The organism is Dokdonia sp. Asnod2-E02, assembly GCF_045063915.1.
Taxonomy (GTDB): Bacteria; Bacteroidota; Bacteroidia; order Flavobacteriales; family Flavobacteriaceae; genus Dokdonia.
Genome location: NZ_JBEFNX010000005.1, coordinates 1,587,048 through 1,606,095, shown reverse-complemented (window position 1 = coordinate 1,606,095; position 19,048 = coordinate 1,587,048). Strand labels below are relative to the sequence as shown.

At 38.3% G+C, this 19,048-nt stretch carries 20 protein-coding genes; 10 read left to right on the top strand and 10 right to left on the bottom strand.

Annotation, left to right across the window (positions count from 1 at the left end; translation table 11 throughout):
* Positions 1–6: 6 nt before the first annotated feature.
* A complete protein-coding gene (locus ACJJVM_RS07270; protein WP_405211240.1) occupies positions 7–606 on the bottom strand; it encodes a hypothetical protein in 600 nt (199 codons plus the stop codon).
* A 111-nt stretch (positions 607–717) separates the two neighbouring features.
* On the opposite strand from ACJJVM_RS07270, the gene ACJJVM_RS07265 reads away from it, so the two are divergent.
* Genes ACJJVM_RS07265 through arfB form a run of 3 tightly spaced genes read left to right on the top strand, consistent with a single transcriptional unit; the run spans position 718 to position 2,210 of the window.
* Entirely contained in the window at positions 718–1,668 is a 951-nt protein-coding gene (locus ACJJVM_RS07265; RefSeq protein WP_298349982.1) for an NAD-dependent epimerase/dehydratase family protein, read from the top strand.
* 10 nt (positions 1,669–1,678) lie between these two features.
* Positions 1,679–1,816 (top strand): DUF2256 domain-containing protein, encoded by a 138-nt coding sequence (locus ACJJVM_RS07260; RefSeq protein WP_084811657.1) that lies wholly within the window; start codon positions 1,679–1,681, stop codon positions 1,814–1,816.
* Complete coding sequence (gene arfB, locus ACJJVM_RS07255; RefSeq protein WP_405211239.1) at positions 1,809–2,210, top strand: alternative ribosome rescue aminoacyl-tRNA hydrolase ArfB; 402 nt, start codon at positions 1,809–1,811, stop codon at positions 2,208–2,210. The genes ACJJVM_RS07260 and arfB overlap by 8 nt, the downstream gene beginning before the upstream one ends.
* A 75-nt stretch (positions 2,211–2,285) precedes the next feature.
* Here the strand turns inward: arfB and azu are convergent, their stop codons facing one another.
* Entirely contained in the window at positions 2,286–2,792 is a 507-nt protein-coding gene (gene azu, locus ACJJVM_RS07250; RefSeq protein WP_298349988.1) for an azurin, read from the bottom strand.
* A gap of 48 nt (positions 2,793–2,840) precedes the next feature.
* Positions 2,841–3,809 carry a YheT family hydrolase gene (locus ACJJVM_RS07245; RefSeq protein WP_405211238.1) on the bottom strand — a complete coding sequence of 323 codons (969 nt, stop codon included), beginning with the start codon at positions 3,807–3,809 and terminating at the stop codon, positions 2,841–2,843.
* A gap of 219 nt (positions 3,810–4,028) precedes the next feature.
* On the opposite strand from ACJJVM_RS07245, the gene ACJJVM_RS07240 reads away from it, so the two are divergent.
* Complete coding sequence (locus ACJJVM_RS07240) at positions 4,029–4,505, top strand: acyl-CoA thioesterase (protein WP_405211237.1); 477 nt, start codon at positions 4,029–4,031, stop codon at positions 4,503–4,505.
* A gap of 48 nt (positions 4,506–4,553) precedes the next feature.
* On the opposite strand, the gene ACJJVM_RS07235 is transcribed toward ACJJVM_RS07240, so the two are convergent.
* From ACJJVM_RS07235 to ACJJVM_RS07220, 4 genes are all read right to left on the bottom strand, one after another.
* Positions 4,554–4,922: a nuclear transport factor 2 family protein gene (locus ACJJVM_RS07235; RefSeq protein ID WP_298349994.1), complete on the bottom strand. Its 369-nt coding sequence runs from the start codon at positions 4,920–4,922 to the stop codon at positions 4,554–4,556.
* 182 nt (positions 4,923–5,104) lie between these two features.
* On the bottom strand, positions 5,105–6,235 hold the full coding sequence (locus ACJJVM_RS07230) for a GNAT family N-acetyltransferase (RefSeq protein ID WP_405211236.1): 1,131 nt from the start codon (positions 6,233–6,235) through the stop codon (positions 5,105–5,107).
* Complete coding sequence (locus tag ACJJVM_RS07225; RefSeq protein WP_405211235.1) at positions 6,228–7,121, bottom strand: DMT family transporter; 894 nt, start codon at positions 7,119–7,121, stop codon at positions 6,228–6,230. Before ACJJVM_RS07225 ends, ACJJVM_RS07230 begins: the two co-directional genes overlap by 8 nt.
* A 6-nt stretch (positions 7,122–7,127) precedes the next feature.
* A complete protein-coding gene (locus tag ACJJVM_RS07220; protein ID WP_298349999.1) occupies positions 7,128–7,484 on the bottom strand; it encodes an arsenate reductase family protein in 357 nt (118 codons plus the stop codon).
* A gap of 84 nt (positions 7,485–7,568) precedes the next feature.
* Here ACJJVM_RS07220 and ACJJVM_RS07215 point away from each other — a divergent pair, with 84 nt between their 5' ends.
* Positions 7,569–8,033 carry a DinB family protein gene (locus tag ACJJVM_RS07215; RefSeq protein WP_405211234.1) on the top strand — a complete coding sequence of 155 codons (465 nt, stop codon included), beginning with the start codon at positions 7,569–7,571 and terminating at the stop codon, positions 8,031–8,033.
* On the opposite strand, the gene ACJJVM_RS07210 is transcribed toward ACJJVM_RS07215, so the two are convergent.
* Together ACJJVM_RS07210 and ACJJVM_RS07205 are read right to left on the bottom strand one after the other, a co-directional pair.
* Positions 8,023–8,745 (bottom strand): hypothetical protein, encoded by a 723-nt coding sequence (locus tag ACJJVM_RS07210; protein WP_298350003.1) that lies wholly within the window; start codon positions 8,743–8,745, stop codon positions 8,023–8,025. The two genes, ACJJVM_RS07215 and ACJJVM_RS07210, sit on opposite strands and share 11 nt — an antisense overlap.
* Positions 8,746–8,830: 85 nt before the next feature.
* Positions 8,831–9,610, bottom strand: coding sequence for a T9SS type A sorting domain-containing protein (locus ACJJVM_RS07205; RefSeq protein WP_405211233.1), 780 nt, complete (start codon positions 9,608–9,610; stop codon positions 8,831–8,833).
* Positions 9,611–9,866: 256 nt separating this feature from the next.
* Here ACJJVM_RS07205 and ACJJVM_RS07200 point away from each other — a divergent pair, with 256 nt between their 5' ends.
* A complete protein-coding gene (locus tag ACJJVM_RS07200) occupies positions 9,867–11,006 on the top strand; it encodes a cystathionine gamma-synthase (protein ID WP_405211232.1) in 1,140 nt (379 codons plus the stop codon).
* A gap of 44 nt (positions 11,007–11,050) precedes the next feature.
* On the opposite strand, the gene ACJJVM_RS07195 is transcribed toward ACJJVM_RS07200, so the two are convergent.
* Positions 11,051–11,893, bottom strand: coding sequence for a THC0290_0291 family protein (locus ACJJVM_RS07195; protein ID WP_405212182.1), 843 nt, complete (start codon positions 11,891–11,893; stop codon positions 11,051–11,053).
* A 207-nt stretch (positions 11,894–12,100) separates the two neighbouring features.
* On the opposite strand from ACJJVM_RS07195, the gene gdhA reads away from it, so the two are divergent.
* From gdhA to ACJJVM_RS07175, 4 genes are all read left to right on the top strand, one after another.
* Positions 12,101–13,444, top strand: a complete 1,344-nt coding sequence (gene gdhA, locus ACJJVM_RS07190; protein ID WP_035326496.1) for an NADP-specific glutamate dehydrogenase — start codon at positions 12,101–12,103, stop codon at positions 13,442–13,444.
* A gap of 191 nt (positions 13,445–13,635) precedes the next feature.
* Positions 13,636–15,915, top strand: coding sequence for a two-component regulator propeller domain-containing protein (locus ACJJVM_RS07185; protein WP_405211231.1), 2,280 nt, complete (start codon positions 13,636–13,638; stop codon positions 15,913–15,915).
* Positions 15,915–16,634, top strand: coding sequence for a DNA repair protein RecO (gene recO / locus ACJJVM_RS07180; RefSeq protein WP_405211230.1), 720 nt, complete (start codon positions 15,915–15,917; stop codon positions 16,632–16,634). The genes ACJJVM_RS07185 and recO overlap by 1 nt, the downstream gene beginning before the upstream one ends.
* The gene (locus tag ACJJVM_RS07175; RefSeq protein ID WP_405211229.1) at positions 16,635–19,046 is read left to right on the top strand and encodes a TonB-dependent receptor plug domain-containing protein; all 2,412 of its coding nucleotides are present in this window, start codon (positions 16,635–16,637) and stop codon (positions 19,044–19,046) included.
* Positions 19,047–19,048: the final 2 nt, after the last annotated feature.

The following is a 19,048-nucleotide window of genomic DNA, read 5'->3' as shown; positions in this document are numbered from 1 at the left end:
CTAGTATTATTGAGGCTCATTTTCTTCTTCTAGCTCCTCATCTGGCTGTTCCTTTTCAAGCTTTATTTCTTCTAGTAGATCTTCAAAGCTTGTATTAAAAGCCTCATTAAGTTGTAGGTTGAGGTCTTGATATGCATTAATGAGGTCTCCTATTTGTTGTGAGAGTGTTACAGCATTAGGTTCATTTAAGAAGGCTTCATTTTTAAGAACCTTTACTTTTGTCTCGATTGTTATAAGCCGCGCCCGTATAGCATTAGATAATGTTTCTTGAGGAGCAACTTGCACCTCTGCCTCTTCTGCCTCTTCCTTTGCTACATAAAGGTTATCAAATCTCTTTATTTCTTTTTTGAGTACACCTAGTGTAGGGACTTGTAAACTATCTATAGCAGCCGATAGATCTCTATATAATGGCCAGTTTGCCACCCCTTCTCTTGCTTGTGGTGTGAGTCCTATTTTCGGCTTTAGATTTGTAGGTTTTGCAATAGATAAAGTATCCCTTGCATCTATTTTATCTGTGGTGGTATACTCTTGAGGAGTTTGTTTTTCGTCACAAGCACTTATAGCGAGAACAAAAAGAAATAATAATACAACAGATAAAAATCTCATAACTTAAATACTAAGGACATAACAAAAGTAGGGCAAATGCATATATGCGAGCAATAATTATGACTAAGTTTGTCTACGCTTTCGCGAAAGCGTACTTCAAAACACACACATATGAAATCTAGAATACTCATTATAGGAGCTTGCGGCCAGATAGGGACTGAGCTTACACTTACATTAAGAAACAGATTTGGTGCAGATAAGGTTGTTGCCAGTGATATACGCGAGGGTAATGAAGATATAATGGGCGAGGGCCACTTTGAACTACTTGATGCCACAGACCTTGCCGCTGTAGAAGATGTTATTTTTAGATATAAAGTAGATACAGTTTATTTAATGGCAGCAATGCTTAGCGCTATTGCAGAGCGTTTTCCTGCAAAGGCGTGGCATCTCAATATGACTTCTCTCTTTAACGTGCTTAATCTAGCAAAAGACAAAAAAATAAAAAAAGTGTTCTGGCCGTCTAGTATAGCTGTTTTTGGAGAAACTACACCTGCACAAGATACGCCACAACTTACCGTTATGGAGCCATCTACCGTATACGGGATTTCAAAACAAACAGGAGAGCGCTGGTGTGAGTATTATCATAATAAATATGACGTAGATGTACGTAGTATACGTTACCCAGGCCTTATAAGTTATACAACAGAGCCAGGAGGTGGTACGACAGACTATGCTGTAGACATCTATCATAGAGCTTTAAAACACGGCCAGTACCGTAGCTTCCTTAATAAAGGAACAATATTACCTATGATGTATATGGATGATGCCATAAGGGCAACCATAGGTATTATGGATGCGCCAAAAAAGAATATAAAAGTACGCTCATCATATAATCTAGCTGGAGTAAGTTATGCTCCAGAAGATGTTGCAGCAAGTATACAAAAGGTAATACCTAACTTTGAGATAAGCTATGAGCCAGACTTTAGACAAGCCATTGCAGACTCGTGGCCAGAGTCTATAGATGACAGTGTTGCGCGCAAAGATTGGGGCTGGGAACATAAATTTGACCTAGATGCCATCACAAAAATAATGCTCGATAATCTAGAAGAAAGATATAAATAAGCACACTTACGTGAAAAAGAGAGACCTCCCCACAAAAGATTGTCCCGTTTGTAAACGTCCATTTACCTGGCGTAAAAAGTGGGAGAAAAACTGGGCTGAGGTCATTTATTGCAGCGAGCGCTGCCGAAGAAATAAAAACAGTGCGTAGAGAACAGCTCTTACAAGAACTATCATTTAAGGCCTCAAAGAGTAGTGGCCCAGGAGGGCAGCACGCAAATAAAACAAGTTCTAGAGTAGAGTTGAGCTGGTCCTTACCAGAAACCCTTGCCTTTACAGAAGAAGAAATAGTACGCCTTACTGATAAGCTTGCTCACAGACTCACTAAGGAAGGAGTGCTGCAGCTTGCTTCACAAGCGTCACGTAGCCAGCATAAAAATAAAGAGGATGTCATAAAGCGCTTTTTCTCTTTGCTAGAGGTTGCCATACAAGTACCCAAAGTGAGAAAGAAGAAACGGCCTTCTAAACTTGCCAAGCTAAAACGACTTAAAGCCAAAAAGGAACAGTCAGAAAAAAAGGCAAATCGCAAGCGCCCAGAGTTTTAGAAGAGCTGATGTGGAAGAATAAAAAGCCCCGTAAACAATACGTTTACAGGGCTTTTTATTTTATAATAGTGTAGATTACTCTACAATAAATTTTCCTTTCATAAGTCCTGAGTGCCCTGGGAAGCTACATATAAAATCATAGGTTCCAGCCTCTGGCGCAGTAAAGGTTACAGTAGTAGACTGCCCACCACCTATCATCTTAGTATGAGCAATGATTTGATCTTCATTTGCAATCCAGTCACCAGCTTCACCAGTTGCTGCCGCTGCTGCCGAAAATTCAGGAATAGATGTACCTGGCTTAAGTAGTACAAAGTTGTGACCCATTATTTTTTTGCCAATTTTTCCTGTATGACGAAAAGTAAGAGTCACTTCTTGACCAGCTTTAACTTTAAGTTCGCTCTTGTCATATTTCATCTGGTCATTTCCTGCAAGTGCAAGATTTACAGATTTTCCGTCATCCTTTTTGGTTGTCTTTTTTGAGCCTATTTTTACTGATTCTTTTTCAGTTTTTTTCTCTTCGCCGCCGCAGCTTATCATAAGTCCTGCAAGTGCAAGAGCAGCTATAATTCCTTTAAATTTCATAGTAGTTCAGTTTAGTTTAAGTTTCTAAAGATAATCAACAACAGCTTTTTACTCAATATAATTTTTAAAAAAGTCAAAGGTTCGTAGCTCATTGTAATAATAATCACCTTTCATATAAAAGCCTACGTGACCTCCGTGATCTGGCATTTCTAAATGTAAGATGTCAGACTGTTTTGCTTGTTCTATAGGGTAGCAGTCACCGTGTAAAAAACTATCATTTTTCGCATTAAGGATAAGAGTAGGTACTTTAATGTTTTTTATAAACTGAGCGCTACTCGCCTTTGCATAGTAATCTAGTGCATCTTTAAACCCGTGAGCCGGCGCCGTGTATATGTCATCAAAAGATTGTAAGCTATCAATTTTTTTATAAGACTGCCTACTCATTTTCTCAGGAAAGCGAGACATTTTTTTTCGATACTTTGCACGCAAGTGTACTAAAAAAGAGGTGCGATAAATGATGTTTTCTTTTTTTGATAATTGCTCAAGTGACATACGTAAATCTGCCGGTACACCTATGCAGGAGGCTACTTTAACTTCTGTAGGAATATTTTTATGCTCTCCAAGATATTTTAAAACAGCATTACCTCCTAAGCTCACACCGTAGAGACCTATTTTTGTATAATTACGCTCAATAAGCGTCTGTATAACAAATGCAATATCACCTGTGTCACCACTATGATAAGACCGGTAGAGTCTATTTTGCACTCCACTACAACCTCTTAAATTTACGGCAACCACATCGTACCCATTTGCACTCAATATTTTTGCAGTCCCAAGCATATATGGGCGTTGCGCATCACCTTCTAAGCCGTGCATTAATACTGCAACCTTTTTAGTCTTAGATGCAATTATTGCTTGTGTCCAGTCTATATCTATAAAGTCACCATCGGGAAGTTCTAAACGCTCTCTAGACTGTTTAACTCCGTTTACTCTTCTAATTTTTGCAGAGTAAATGGTAGAAAAATGAGCATCTTTAAAGAGTCCGCTTGCGCGAAAATTTGATGAAACTATAGGCATTTAGGGTATGTAGCTTTATATATTTAATATTTTGTAGTACAACATACTACTATCACAAAATTACATAATTATGAGAGGCTAAGACCTATGTATAGTTATTCTGTAAAAGCTTATTAAGATATTTTTATCGAAAACTACTGTACCTCAAAGAAGCGATTATTGTAATTTTACTCAAAGACAGTATTGTCATAAAACTAATTTAACCAGAACAATTTATATATGTACACAAAAGAATTTGATATACGATGGAGTGATATTGATGCAAATCGTCACCTAGCAAACTCAGCTTACGTAAATTTTATGTCTCATACACGTATGGGATTTATGATTGAGAATGGACTAAGCCAGAAGGAAATGGTACAACATAATATAGGTCCTGTAATTTTTCACGAGCAAATATTCTTTTTTAAAGAAGCCTTTCAAGGTAGACCTATCACCGTGACCTTTGAGTTAGGAGGAGCTAGTGAGGATGGTATGTTCTTTAAATTTGTACATAACTTTTACGACTATAAAGGGAGAAACCTTGCTCGCGGAAGTATGCAAGGAGCCTGGATAGATCTTACTACGCGTAAAACTATTGGCCTGCCAGAGGCATTAATGCCTATGCTCGCAAACGCTCCCAAAACACCAGATTATAAAGTATTAACAAAAGAAGATATGAGATCTCACGGGCAGGCGCCTAGAGATAGAGAGTAATAAAAAAAATTATAGGAGCAGTATCATACTGCTCCTATAATTATACTGCTATTGTCCAGGCATATCATAAAAGAATTGCTCTTGAACAATCTTTCCATCCTTTACTTGATATACTGCTATTTCTGAAGATGTACTGCGCTGTCCACTAGGCTTATGTGTAGTATCCATATCAAATCTAACAGAAAACCAGTTTTCTGCCACTGTAGGCTCACTTACAGTAGTGCTATGCACGTCAAAAGTGTTTTCCCACCATTCTCCTTTTTTTCCTACGGCTTCCATACCTTCAGATCTTGAGTGTTCTGCCCACGATGGTTCTAAACTCACAATATTTGGGCTATAAAGCTCTTTGTAACATCTATCATACTCGCCATTATTGCACCACTTTACTAAGTTATTTGCGATTTCTTGTGTTTTCATAATATATTGATTGTTAGGTTGTTCCTGTAAATATAGCGACCATATTAGTAAAATGAGCAAGAAAACACAGGCTAAAACTCATATTGAATGTTAAATTTTTAACATAATTTATTATCTTGAGAGAAATTTATAAGACAGACAACTATATATAATAGTTTGTTTTTTGAACTAGTTACTAGTTACTAGTTCTTAAATGGAGTATGTTGTTTGTATTCTGTCATTTTAATCTGACGCACAAAAGGTTTAAATAACATATTTGCAACTGTACGGCGGTGTTTTATATAACATCTAAGCTGTTCTGGCGTTGCACCTAGAGTACTTTTAATTTCAGATGCTGTTCTGCCTAAGTTGATTTCTTTCACCCCTAATGAGAGGCCTTGTCTTATATAATCATTAAGCATTCTTTGGTAGATGGCATCTGTTTTATTAAAATCATAATCAAGCCCAATAAAATGTGCTTCTAGCACATCATTCACAATAAAAGCTGTTGAGAAGCCTACAAGCTCTCCATCTTTACTGTAAGCAGTAAACCTTACTTGATCCTTAAAGGCCTCTTTAAGTAACGCATATGTCTCGATAGCTATAGGAACAGTATTAAAAACAGCTTTAGACACTACGTTGTTATAAAGGCCTTGTAGCTTGTGTATGTTGTCTCTTATTTGTGTTGCTGTAAATGATGTACTAATAAGATGTTTACTTAACGTATCTGCACGATTTACTTTTACTCTATATTTTGATTTGAGTGAAGCTTTATAGGTTTCAAAATCTTGCCACCTCACGGCAAGTCTCATATTAGGCTCTACCGTAAAAGATTGAAAGTGTTCTTTCTCAGCAATGCTGGCAGAGGCATCTTCTTGGGCATTAAAATCTTTAAGAAAAAAGATGCGTGGTTTTTTTGGTGTGGAGAGCTTTTTTAGCTTTCGCGAAAGCGTATTATAAATTTTTCTTTTATCGATTCCAGTTTTTACATAGAGGCCATATGCTCCACTCAGAAAGATGTTTCCACATACTAGTATATGTGTTTTCTTACCGCTCAAATAGCACTGTAAGCTACGAGCTAGTTGCTGGGTGAGAGGAAGCTTTTCTGTAGCAGTCTCAAGAGAGATATCTATAGCTTGAGTTATGGCAAGCGCTACTGGCTTGTTGTCAAGGGCGATGATGAGATAGGTGTAGGTGATGAGCTTGTTTGCTCTCTCAAATGCCTGTAAAAAGGGTTTTGAAAAATAGACAGTTTCTTCACAATCAAGCGCTTTAAATACTCGATTATCTATATCGTTTATACTGCTGTAAGTTGTACAGGTGTAGTTAGGCACTTTGTTTTTTTCTTTTGGTACTTAAATATACGCCTAAGAAAATGAGTGATGCCGCTATAATGCGTATTGTGGTAAGAGAATCTGCTCCTAGTATGATAGCTACGAGTGTTGCGATAAGTGGTTGCAGATAGATAAAGGCTCCTATCGTAGAAGGTTTGAGCTGTCGCAGGGCAAATACATTAAATAAGTATGTTAAGTATGTGGTGCCTATTACTACAAACAGCATTACACCTATAACCGAAGGTGGTAAAGTAGACCACTGTACTTCGAGAAATTGAGGTAAGGCAATGGGTGCGTTTGTAAATACCGCTATTAAGAAAAACCATTTCATAAGTGTGACCGAGGCATATTTGGCCGTGAGTGGTTTTACTAAAATTAGATAGACGGAGTAGGCAATGGCATTAATTATAAATAGCGTGTTACCTAGAGGTATATTGGGCGCATTAGCTTGAGTTTTTGCGCCAAATAATATAAGAATAAGAGCCCCTACTAGGCCTATAGCAATACCAGCCCCTTTGAGCCAAGTGATTTTTTCTTTTAAAAATAAAGCCGATAGAATAAGAAGGATAACTGGAGATAGGGTGATGACCACACTACTGTTTATAGGAGTAGACAGATGTAACCCCTTAAAAAACATAAGCATATTAATAGTCATCCCAAAAAGAGCACAAAGTATAATGCGCCACCAGTCTTTACGGTCAATCTTTTCTGAGGGTAAAAACAAGCTTGTAATCCAGAATAGTATCGCTGCGCCTAACACTCTAAGCATAATGAACCCATATGCCTCAATATAGGTGGGCATAAGATCTTTTGCCAGCGTGTGATTTACACCATATATAAAACTAGCGCCAAAGGCAGCAAGAAATGCGAGATGACGCTTGCTCATAATAAACTATGCTTTTGAAAATGCCTCAACAGCAGCAGCAACAACCTTCTTGCTATTACCTACAAATATTTGATTGTCTACAATCATAACCGGGCGCTTTAAAAAAGTATAGTGTTCAAGTATAAGGTTTTTAAAATCTTCTTCAGAGAGAGATTGCTCATTAAGACCACGTTTACGGTAGAGTTGCGCTCGTTTACTAAAAAGCGACTCATAACTACCGCTCATTTCTTTCATAGCCACAACTTGCTCTTCTGTAAGAGGTTCGGTTTTAATGTCTTGTAATATAACGTCACTAGACGGGTTTATTTCAGAAATAATGCGCTGGCAAGTATTGCAAGTAGCTAAGTGTATGATTTTTTTCAAAATATGGTGACTTATTAAATTACTTTACAAAATTACCATCTAACTTATCTAAAATGAATTATTTTTAGACAAAAATTACACAATATGACCTATACTTTTGATATCTGTCTTAAAAGCAGACAACTCTTAGAACGCTTTATAAAAAGTCATACTACAGAGGAGCTTAACACGATTCCAGAAGGTTTTAATAATAACATTATATGGAATATAGGTCATAGCATCGCCACGCAGCAACTTCTTACATACGGGCTGTCTGGGCTTAAACCTAGGCTTGATATGGCATTTATAGATCGCTATAGAAAAGGTACAAAGCCAGAAGGGCTAGTTACTCAAGAAGAAGTGGCACAAATGCATACACTCTTGTTTACAACACTAGCAGAGTTACAAGAAGATTATGAAGCTGGGCTTTTTAAAGACTTTAAAGAATACACATTATCTACTACGGGCGGTACACTTACTAACGTCGCAGAAGCTCTGGAATTTAATAATTATCACGAAGGCTTACACTTAGGGTGCGTTATACAGTTGTCAAAACTTCTTAAAAAGTAAGATAACTTTCCGCTTCGTTCCAAGGTATAGTAACCACCATATTTTCCGAATATAATGCGTCTACCTCTGCATAATTAAGAATAACACCGTCTTCGGTAAATCCTATTTCTTGTAGGTTTTCATTAAATGTAAGTACATTAAATAAATGCTCTTGCTGCGGGTATTCTTTTGTGAAGTACGCTTTCGCGAAAGCGTAAAAATCTTCTGTAAATAGTGCTTCTTTAGATAATAGCTCTCCGTTTTGTGGATTTAGGTTGAGGTAGTTTGCTGTGTCATACCCACTTGCGCCACCAGAAAATTGATAGGTATAGTGCACAATAGAGAGTAAATTATTAGTCCCATATGAGAGGGCTGTTTCTATTTGAATTTCGTGAGCATCAGAGAGCTCAGTAGTTTCGGGGTATGAAATTTGAGACTCATTAATATATAAGTCTATAGCATCTGTTATGCTAAGGTCTGGCACTTTAGAAGCATTATACAAAGTGGAAGTTGTCTTATCAAGAATCCACTTATTTGCAATGTCTTTTACTGTCTCTGGTGAAGAGAAAGTAATAATCTCAATATCTATATCTGGACAGGGTTGCGCGGCGCATATGTTTATATCACTAGTTGTATAGTGAGTGCTGTTTGTTTCATAAACAATTTCTTTCTCACAACTTACAGTGGTGATGAAAAGAATAATAAGCAGCAGGGGAGCCAGATGTTTTTTCATTAGATAAAAGTAGGGTTAAGGCTCCAATAAAAAAAGGCTACTCATATATATGAGTAGCCTTTTAAAAATTTTTAGCTTATAAAGCTTATTGCTTGATAAACTTGTAAGTTCCTGTTTGACCTTCTGCAGTTACTTGTACTAAGTAAGCGCCAGATTTTAAATCTGATACGTTTATAGCGTCAGAAAGAGCATCAATTCTTTGGTTTACTACTACTTGACCTAGTAAGTTCATTACTTTAACACTAGAGATTGTAGAAGCTGCTGTTACATTTAAAACGTCAGCCGCAGGGTTTGGAAACATTGAGAATCCGTTTATAGTATTTGATTCTGTAGATAGTGTTCCATCTATAGAAAAGGTATCTACACCTGCTCCCCAGGCCCAAGCCCCTTCGTCATCATATGTAAATCTTACTTGAAAAGCATCGTTTATAAATGAAGTAACATCTATTGCAGACTCCATTGTAGGTGCGATATCCGCATCATCATATAATGCAATCTCTTGCCACTCTGCTCCATCCCAAACATCTACTTTAAGAAAACCATCGCCTAAAAAGTCTTGTAAAGAATACTCATAAGTAACAGATGCATCTGCATATCCTGTTAAGTCTATGGCAGGAGAAATAAGTTCTCCACCCCCTACACTTGCAGTACCTGCACCATCATCATCAAAAATAGCTGCATTTGAAGTAAAAGGATCTCCTGTAGGCATAGCTGGACTACCAAAAGCCCATTCTGCAGTACCACCTATAATGTTTGATGTCCATCCGTCAGGTAACGTATCACCTTCAAAATCCTCTGTTTGGATTTGAGCATAGCTCGTTGTTGCAAATACCATAGAGGCAATAAAAAGAGTAATTTTTTTCATACTAAAATTGTTTAAGGTTACTAATGTGTTAAATATAAGTTATTTAATTAGCCAGAATATTTTATGGGAGTATAAATTTGTTTTTTTTCGTTAAAGAGCATTATTCTTAGCCTTATTTGTGGACAAAAACCTACAAAAAACAAATTAACAAACGTTAGTGTGTTAAATCATTAGGTATTTAATAATTTTTCGAAGCGCTCAGTAGGGTTGTTTTTTACTATAGTTAAGTAGCTTTGCAAGGTGCAAAAATCTACTTATGAAATTTAACACAAAAACGATACACGGTAACCAGCAACCAGATGCAGCTTATGGATCTGTTATGCCACCCATTTACCAAACCTCTACTTATGCTCAAGAGTCACCAGGTGATCATAAGGGATATGCCTACAGTAGATCTGCAAACCCTACACGTCACGCACTTGAGAAATCTCTTGCAAGTATAGAAAATGGAGCATTTGGTATGGCATTTGCCTCTGGTATGGCTGCGATAGATGCGGTAATGAAACTACTTAAACCAGGTAACGAGGTTATCACTACAAATGATATTTATGGCGGTTCTTTTCGCTTATTTACTAGAATATTTGAGGGATATGGTGTCGTTTTTCATTTTGTAGATATGAGTGATATTCAAAATATCAAAACTAGTATCACAAAAAACACAAGAATGATCTGGATGGAGTCTCCTACAAACCCGATGATGAACATTTTTGATATACAAGCCGTTGCGAAACTTGCAAATCAAAATAACATACTCCTTGCCGTAGATAATACGTTTGCAACTCCATACCTTCAGACTCCTCTGGATCTGGGGGCGCATATTGTGATGCATAGCGCTACAAAATATATAGGAGGCCACAGTGATCTAGTAATGGGAGCGCTCATTGTAAATGAAAAGACGCTCGCAGAAAAGCTTTACTTTATACAAAATGCATCTGGCGCTATATGCGGTCCTCAAGACGCTTTTCTTGCGCTGCGAGGTATTAAAACGCTGCACGTTCGTATGGAGAGACATTGTCAAAATGGGCGTGCAATTGCCCATTATCTTAAAAATCATTCTAAAGTAGAAAACGTTTACTGGCCAGGTTTTGAAGACCACCCTAGCCATTATATTGCTACGAGACAAATGAAAGATTTTGGAGGGATGTTATCATTTTCTACCTATGGAGATAGTACAGAAGATGCACTTAAGGTTATAAAAAAATTAAAAATCTTTACCCTAGCCGAAAGTCTTGGAGGGGTTGAGAGTCTAGCCGGTCACCCAGCCACAATGACGCACGCTGCAATACCTAAAGAAGATAGGCTAAAAATAGGCTTAACAGATTCTTTAATACGACTAAGTGTGGGGATAGAAGATGTAGATGATTTAATAGAAGATCTTGAGCAGGCTCTTGGGTAGTATTCCGCTTTCGCGAAAGCGTAACTCTCCACCTTATTAGCATTTTAATCTAGGTAATAGATATACCCTACATTTATCCAGAATATCCAGTCGTTTACTCTGTTTACAGGTCTTGGGTCTGGATTAAGTCCATCTACCCAGTTTGATGTGTAGTAGTGCCATCTCAAATCTATATTAAGATCACTTAATATACCTAGTTTATAACGAGTACCTACACTCCAAGTGATTGCCCAAGTATCACCCACACGGGTATCTATACCTGTGCCCATTTGCCCTTCACCTACATTAAAGCCTTCTATAATAGCAGGACCCGTATCTGTAGGGTCTGATGTAAAAGGATTGAGTACTTGTCCAAATATATTACCATCCTCGCGTAGTGAAGTTGTAGCACTAGGATTAAAGGAAACAAAATGAGCTCCTACACTTACATATGGAGCAAACTTATAGGCTCCTGCAGAGAAGTCACGTATGCTCATAGGGAAGTATTCTAGTTGTGAGCCTATCTCCAGTACTTGAGTTCTACCTGTATGTGCACGTAGTCGCATACCTCCAAAATCGTTATCACTCGCCTCTGGGCCAAAGTTGTCTAAGTTTGTTATGTGGAAGTCTATCTCATTTCTTACTTTAAAATGATCATTAAAGTAGGTGTACTTTGAGTAACAGTTACAGTCTGCTTGGTAAGCAAAGTTTAGGTAGTGCACTATCCCCACGCCAAAGCCCACATTACCAAGATTGGTCTCAACATTACTGCGCTCACCATAGTCAGATTGAAACGCAACGGGACCGGCTATAACGCCAAGCTCGTGTGAAAACCCAAACTGAGCATTTAAGCTCTGCTGTGTGATCACCATTAATAATAATGCCAGCAGTAGGTACTTGGCTCTCATAAGTAGGTAATTAGGTGAGCAAATATATGAAAATATGTCAAACATCGAGTTTTTTGAGTTAAATTGATATTTGTAGTAGGTATAATCTTACAAGTGTGTATATTTAATTACGATATTCTAAAAAAAACACGCTAAAAATCAAGGATAATGTATATTTGTAGCTCTAACAGAACAATGTTTAAAGCATTGTCATAATAGATACCTTTTATGTCAGACAGCATTAAAAAATTTGTCGATTATGTTGCTCAGAGCAACCCAAATGAACCAGAATTTATGCAGGCAGTCCACGAAGTGGCAGAAACTGTAATTCCTTTTATAGAAAAAAATCCAAAGTACCAGGGTAAGAAACTCTTAGAGCGTATGGTTGAGCCAGAGCGCACTATTATGTTTAGAGTGCCTTGGACAGATGACTCTGGAGAGATTCAAGTAAATAGAGGATATCGTGTAGAGTTTAACAGCGCTATAGGCCCGTATAAAGGAGGACTTCGTTTTCACCCTTCTGTCAACTTGAGTATCCTTAAGTTTTTAGGGTTTGAGCAAGTGTTTAAAAACAGCCTTACTACATTACCTATGGGTGGTGGTAAAGGAGGATCTGACTTTAACCCAAAAGGGAAGTCAGATGCAGAGGTAATGCGTTTTTGCCAGAGCTTTATGAGCGAGCTAGCTCGTCACATAGGCCCTAATACAGACGTACCTGCTGGAGATATAGGAGTAGGCGGTCGTGAGATAGGCTATATGTTTGGACAGTACAAGAGACTTCGTAATGAGTTTACAGGAGTACTTACAGGTAAAGGACTTACTTATGGAGGTTCTTTAATGCGTCCAGAAGCTACCGGTTATGGTGATGTATACTTTGCACAAAGTATGCTTAAGACTAAAGGTGAAACTTTTGAAGGTAAAGCAGTAGCAGTTTCTGGATCTGGAAACGTTGCTCAATATGCTACAGAGAAAGTTACTCAACTAGGTGGTAAAGTAGTGACTATGTCAGACTCTGGAGGTTACATTTATGATAAAGATGGTATAGATGCAGATAAGCTTGCGTTTATTATGGATCTTAAAAATGTAAAACGTGGTCGTATAAGCGAGTATGTAGATACATACACAAGCGCAGAGTACCACGAGGGACAAAGACCTTGGTCTACTAAGGTAGATGTTGCACTTCCTTGTGCTACACAAAATGAACTTAATGGAGATGAGGCAAAAACACTGGTAGATAACGGATGTATATGCGTTGCCGAAGGTGCAAATATGCCTTGTACGCCAGAAGCTATAGAAGTTTTCCATAATGCAAAAATTCTTTTCTCACCTGGAAAAGCATCAAACGCAGGAGGTGTTGCGACATCTGGACTAGAAATGTCTCAAAACAGTTTACGTTTTAACTGGACTGCAGAAGAGGTAGATCAAAAACTTCACAAGATTATGCTAGACATACACGAAGCGTGTGTAGAGTATGGAAAAGATGAAGACGGTTATGTAGACTACGTAAAAGGAGCAAACGTTGCCGGATTTGTAAAGGTGGCAGATGCTATGCTAGCTCAAGGAGTAGTATAGTAAGTCACACACATAATATTATATTACAATCAGACAGCTCAGGCTGTCTGATTTTTTTATGGGTAGTATTACGCTTTCGCGAAAGCGTAATCAGAATACCTAACTATCTTATGCATTACCTCGCTCCATTTCTGTGCTCAAAGCAATAATTGTACATTTGATCGTTTTATACAAATAAACAGTTACCGGTAGTGAAGACGCGTTTTTTCTTATTGATTCTTCTCACATCATTTACAGTGATGTCGCAAGACTTTTCAGAAAACTGGACAGCACATTACTCTTATAACCGAGTGTCTGATATGACCTCTGGTAATGATAGAGTATACGTGGCCTCAGAAAATGCGGTTTTTATATATAATACACTTGACGAGTCTATAGAGACTAGAACCACCGTAAATGGTCTTTCTGGTAATGTAATATCTGCTATTTATTATAGTGAAGGTTTTGACACACTCTTTATAGGGTATGAAAATGGTGTTATAGATGTTGTAGTGGGAAATAGCACAGATGTTCTTACTGTGGTAGATATTTTTAATAAACCTGCTATCCCACCAGACCGTAAGCGCATTAATCATTTTGAAGAGTATAATGGCTTTGTTTATATATCCTCTAGTTTTGGTATTTCCTTATTTGAGCTTAGTCAGTTAGAGTTTGACGATTCTTATTTTATAGGCAATGGTGGTGGCTTACTAGATATAGGTAGTGTAGCCATACAAGAGCCATACATCTATGCCGCATCTATAGACGGGGGTGTGCGTAGAGCGCTTGTTGCAAATGATAATATTATAGATTTTAATAACTGGGAGACTATACGTACTGGATCTTACCAGGAGATTGTAAGTTTTAATAATGACCTTTACTTACAAGAAGACAACCAGATTCTTATCTCTCAAGATGGGGTAGATTATAGCATTTTTGAATCATACCCAGAGACGGTAATAGACATTAGGCCTAATGAAGATTTCTTATCTGTAACATATAACGCTACCGTCTTGCTTTATGATGAAAATCAAAATCTATCACAAACCTATGGTGTGATAGAAGGTTTTACAACAAGATATACCACTACATTAACACTTCAAGGGGAAATCTTTGTTGGGACACTGGGTTCTGGTGTGGCGCGATTTTCTAGTGATAATATTTCTGATGTAACAAGGCTACTTCCTAATGGTCCGCTAGAAAATGAACATTTTGATGTAGCAGCAAGTGCTGGAAACGTTTGGTCTGTTTTTGGAGATTTTGATGTTTCATACAATCCTTTCCCACTCAAAACACAGGGAATAAGTAGATATGAGGAGGGCTTGGGGTGGAGTTTTATAAACCCTGGAGATCTTTTTGGGGCGACAAATTTTGTGCACGTCGCTGTAAACCCCTTAGACCCATCACAGGTGTATGCAAGTTCTTTTAATGGAGGTCTAGTGGAGGTGCTAGATGCAACGCCTAGTATTTTATATGATGAAAATAATAGTTCGCTATCTCCTGTTTCATCAACTACAGATGATGTACGTGTAAACGGAGGAGCGTTTGATGCAGAAGGTAATTTCTGGGTGACTAATGCAAGATCACCGTTAGGCTTGCATAGGGTAAGTCCAGCAGGACAATTTTCTTCTTTTAACACAGAGGAGATTCTAGCCGGAAGTGATGCAAATCTTGATGCCCTTGCAATAGGTCTTGATGGCGTTGTGTTTTTTGGGACAGATACCAGAGGTGTGATTGCTTATAATCCCGCTACTAATGAGTTTGCAAGACTTGCGGGAGAAGATGGAGCAGCAAATTTACCTATAGATGATATACGCTCGCTAGCAATAGATAGAAACGGGGCCTTATGGATTGGAACACGATTAGGTCTTAGAGTACTATTTGGCCCATCACAAATTTTTGAAAACCCTCAGATAAGCGCAAATGCAATTATATTTTTAGAGGATGGTCTAGCTCAAGAATTGCTTAATGACCAAGTGATAACAGATATCATTGTAGATGGAGCAAATAATAAGTGGCTAGCCACTGCAGACTCTGGTGTGTTTTACGTGAGTCCTAATGGTCAAGAAACCATTTTTCACTTCACCACAGATAACTCACCACTGCCGTCTAACACGGTACAATCTGTTGCGATAGACCCAGAGACGGGGAGTGTTTACTTTGGTACCGTAAGAGGTATGGTATCTTTTGATGGTACTTCTACCGCTCCTGCAGATAATCTGGAGAATGTACTTATATATCCTAACCCAGTGAGACCAGGCTTTAATGGTAACGTGCGTATAGAAGGACTTACCGCTCGTACCAATGTAAAAATTACAGACCTAGTAGGTAACCTCGTTTATGAAGAAAATACCACAGGTGGCAGCATAGAGTGGGATACAACAGCCTTTGGCCGTCATAAGGTGGCTTCTGGGGTATACTTATTACTCATTACTGGCCCTCCAGAAGAAATGCAAGAGACTACCATAGAAAAAGTAATGATCATACGATAATGCTAGTAAAAACAGAAGCTATTGTATTCTCTGCGCTCAAGTATGGTGAGGCAGATCTTATTGTAAAGGCTTTTACAAAAAGCAGCGGTGTCAAGTCGTACCTACTCAGAAATATTCTTAAATCCAAAAAAGGAAAGCTACGTGTAGCAATGTTTCAGCCGCTCACGCATCTGGAGATAGAGGCAAACCATAAAGACAAGGGAACCCTCGAGAGTATAAGAGAAGCAAAAGTCATCACTCATTATACGAGCCTGCACACGCAGGTGTCAAAGAGTGCTATCGTTTTTTTTATATCAGATATGCTGCGATCTTCTGTGCAAGAGGAAGAAGAAAATCCTCCACTATTTGAGTTTCTGGTTGCCTCAAGCTTATGGCTAGATTTACATAGTGATATTGCAAATTTTCATCTACTATTTTTAGTGAAGTTAAGCGGTTATCTAGGCTTCTATCCAGATGATAGTGAGGCACATCACCTGTATTTTAATTTACTAGATGGTTATTTTGAGTCTTCAGAGCGCACCTTGTATAGTAGATCTGGAGAAGAAATTGAGTTGTTAAAAAGGTTCTTAGGCATAAATTTTGATGCACTTACACAAATCAAACTAAACCAAAAACAACGCACCTCCTTTCTCAATATACTGTTACAGTATTATGAGTTACATTTGCAAGGTTTTAAGAAACCTCGCTCACTAGCGGTGCTTAACTCAATTTTTAGCTAAATGCGCATACTTTTATCCCTATTTCTGCTGCTGTCTTTTACTTCTTACTCGCAGGTCATTACAGTACTAGATGTAGACACGCGTGAGCCTATAATAGGGGTTGCTATCTTTAATAATGACAAGAGTAAAAGTGCACTCACAGATTTTGATGGTAAGGCAGATGTGACCGCTTTCGCGAAAGCGGAAACCCTTTATTTTCAAGAAGTCGCACATAAGGACGCTCAGTATACAAAAGCACAAATAGCAGCATTTTCTAACCGAATTTTTCTCAAACAAAAGGATAACCAGCTTACAGAAATTGTGCTATCTGCAAGCAAATTTGCACAAAGCCGAAAGAATGTACCTCAGAAAATAGTAGGTCTCACCTCAAAGGATATTACAAGAGCAAACCCGCAAACAGCGGCAGATTTACTAGAGACAAGTGGGTCTGTTTTTGTTCAAAAAAGTCAGCAGGGTGGAGGTAGTCCACTCATACGAGGATTCTCTACAAATAGACTACTCATCACATTAGACGGTGTGAGATTTAATACGGCAATATTTAGAGGAGGAAACGTGCAAAACGTGATATCTATTGATCCTTTTATTATAAACCGTACAGAAGTATTACTAGGTCCAGGTTCTGTAATTTATGGTAGTGACGCTGTAGGTGGAGTGATGAATTTTTATACAAAACAGCCCAAACTATCATTTTCAGATAGCCTTACGGTAACAGGTACAGCTGTAGCCAGAGTAAATACGGCCAATAATGAGAAGACTGGTCACTTTGACATCACACTGGGCAAAAGACAGTGGTCTTTCCTCACAAGTGCTAGTTACTCAGATTATGATAACCAGCGACAAGGGAAGCACGGCCCAGATGATTACCTACGTTCTGAATATGTACAGACTATAGATGGGGTGGATGTAGCTGTCACAAATGATGACCCACTGGTACAAGTAGGCTCTGCTTTTAACTCACTTAATCTAATGCAAAAAGTGAGATATACACCTAATGAAAAGTGGGATTTTAACCTTGGGGTCATTTATGCTGCCACATCAGATTATGATCGTTATGATAGATTAACGAGAAAACGTGATGGCGAATTTAGATCGGCAGAGTGGTTTTATGGCCCACAAAAGTGGTTTATGACTAACCTCCAGGTTAATAAAGAAGGTAATGGTCAGTACTACGATAGAGTGATAGGTACCTTTACTTACCAGAATTCTAAAGAAAGTAGAAATGACCGGGATTTTAACGCGACAGACTTCTTTGAGACAGATGAGAGTGTAGATGCAATATCTGTAGGTTTAGATTTTGTTAAGAAGCTTGAGACTAAGAGAAACAAAATATTTTATGGCTTTGAGTATATACATAACAAAGTACACTCAGATGGTCAAGTAACAGACATTACTACGGGTGACATTGCAAACACAGCGTCTAGATATCCAGATGGCTCTACCTGGCAATCGCTAGCAGCTTATGCCAGTGCACAAATAGAGCTTTCTGATAACACACATTTACAAACGGGATTACGTTATAATCACATCTTACTAGCAGCAGACTTTTCTGATAATAATGAGTTTTTTGCATTTCCTTTTCAAAACGCAGACTTGAGTACGGGTAATCTCACTGGAAGTTTTGGAGTGACTCACGAGGTGTCAAAAAAAGTAAGTGTTAAGGCAAATGTAGGTACAGCTTTTAGAGCACCTAATATAGATGACGTGGGTAAAATTTTTGATAGCGAGCCGGGTTCTGTTGTTGTGCCTAACCCTGATCTTAAATCTGAATATGCCTATAATGGAGAGCTGGGCGTGAGTCTTAATTTTTCTAACGTACTACAGTTTGATGTAAACGGGTATTATACACTGCTGGAAAACGCGCTGGTGCGCCGTGATTTTAATCTTAATGGTGTTACAGAGATAGAGTATCAAGGTGAGACAAGTAATGTGCAAGCTATTCAAAACGCGTCTAAGGCAGAGGTATATGGTGTAGAGATAGGTGCAAATGCAAACCTCACAAAGCATTTAAAGCTCACAAGCCAGTTTAATTACACGAGTGGTGTAGAGCAAGAAGAAGATGGGAGTTATGTGCCTTTTAGACACGTGGCACCACTCTTTGGAAATGGGCATTTAATCTGGGCAAAAGATAAGTGGACACTTGATGCCTCTGTGGCATATAGCGGTAAGTTTGATTTTGATGAGCTTGCTCCTAGCCAGCAAAGTAACTCACACCTTTATGCGCTAGACGGAGATGGTAATCCCTTCTCACCTAGCTGGTATGACTTGAGTATTGCGAGTAGATATGTACTTTCAGATAGTTGGTCTTTTACGGCAAATCTGGAGAATATTACAGACCAGCGATACCGTACGTATTCTTCTGGAATAGCTGCTGCGGGAAGAAATTTAATACTTGCGGCGACTTATAATTTTTAAGG

What these genes read in the sequence shown, in the direction of transcription:
- ACJJVM_RS07175 (WP_405211229.1), top strand. Translation starts at nt 16,635, where the DNA reads ATGCGCATACTTTTATCCCTATTTCTGCTGCTGTCTTTTACTTCTTAC.
- ACJJVM_RS07215 (WP_405211234.1), top strand. Translation starts at nt 7,569, where the DNA reads ATGACCTATACTTTTGATATCTGTCTTAAAAGCAGACAACTCTTAGAA.
- ACJJVM_RS07235 (WP_298349994.1), bottom strand. Translation starts at nt 4,922, where the DNA reads ATGAAAACACAAGAAATCGCAAATAACTTAGTAAAGTGGTGCAATAAT.
- ACJJVM_RS07225 (WP_405211235.1), bottom strand. Translation starts at nt 7,121, where the DNA reads ATGAGCAAGCGTCATCTCGCATTTCTTGCTGCCTTTGGCGCTAGTTTT.
- azu (WP_298349988.1), bottom strand. Translation starts at nt 2,792, where the DNA reads ATGAAATTTAAAGGAATTATAGCTGCTCTTGCACTTGCAGGACTTATG.
- ACJJVM_RS07205 (WP_405211233.1), bottom strand. Translation starts at nt 9,610, where the DNA reads ATGAAAAAAATTACTCTTTTTATTGCCTCTATGGTATTTGCAACAACG.
- ACJJVM_RS07210 (WP_298350003.1), bottom strand. Translation starts at nt 8,745, where the DNA reads ATGAAAAAACATCTGGCTCCCCTGCTGCTTATTATTCTTTTCATCACC.
- ACJJVM_RS07200 (WP_405211232.1), top strand. Translation starts at nt 9,867, where the DNA reads ATGAAATTTAACACAAAAACGATACACGGTAACCAGCAACCAGATGCA.
- ACJJVM_RS07195 (WP_405212182.1), bottom strand. Translation starts at nt 11,893, where the DNA reads ATGAGAGCCAAGTACCTACTGCTGGCATTATTATTAATGGTGATCACA.
- ACJJVM_RS07270 (WP_405211240.1), bottom strand. Translation starts at nt 606, where the DNA reads ATGAGATTTTTATCTGTTGTATTATTATTTCTTTTTGTTCTCGCTATA.
- ACJJVM_RS07265 (WP_298349982.1), top strand. Translation starts at nt 718, where the DNA reads ATGAAATCTAGAATACTCATTATAGGAGCTTGCGGCCAGATAGGGACT.
- ACJJVM_RS07245 (WP_405211238.1), bottom strand. Translation starts at nt 3,809, where the DNA reads ATGCCTATAGTTTCATCAAATTTTCGCGCAAGCGGACTCTTTAAAGAT.
- ACJJVM_RS07240 (WP_405211237.1), top strand. Translation starts at nt 4,029, where the DNA reads ATGTACACAAAAGAATTTGATATACGATGGAGTGATATTGATGCAAAT.
- gdhA (WP_035326496.1), top strand. Translation starts at nt 12,101, where the DNA reads ATGTCAGACAGCATTAAAAAATTTGTCGATTATGTTGCTCAGAGCAAC.
- recO (WP_405211230.1), top strand. Translation starts at nt 15,915, where the DNA reads ATGCTAGTAAAAACAGAAGCTATTGTATTCTCTGCGCTCAAGTATGGT.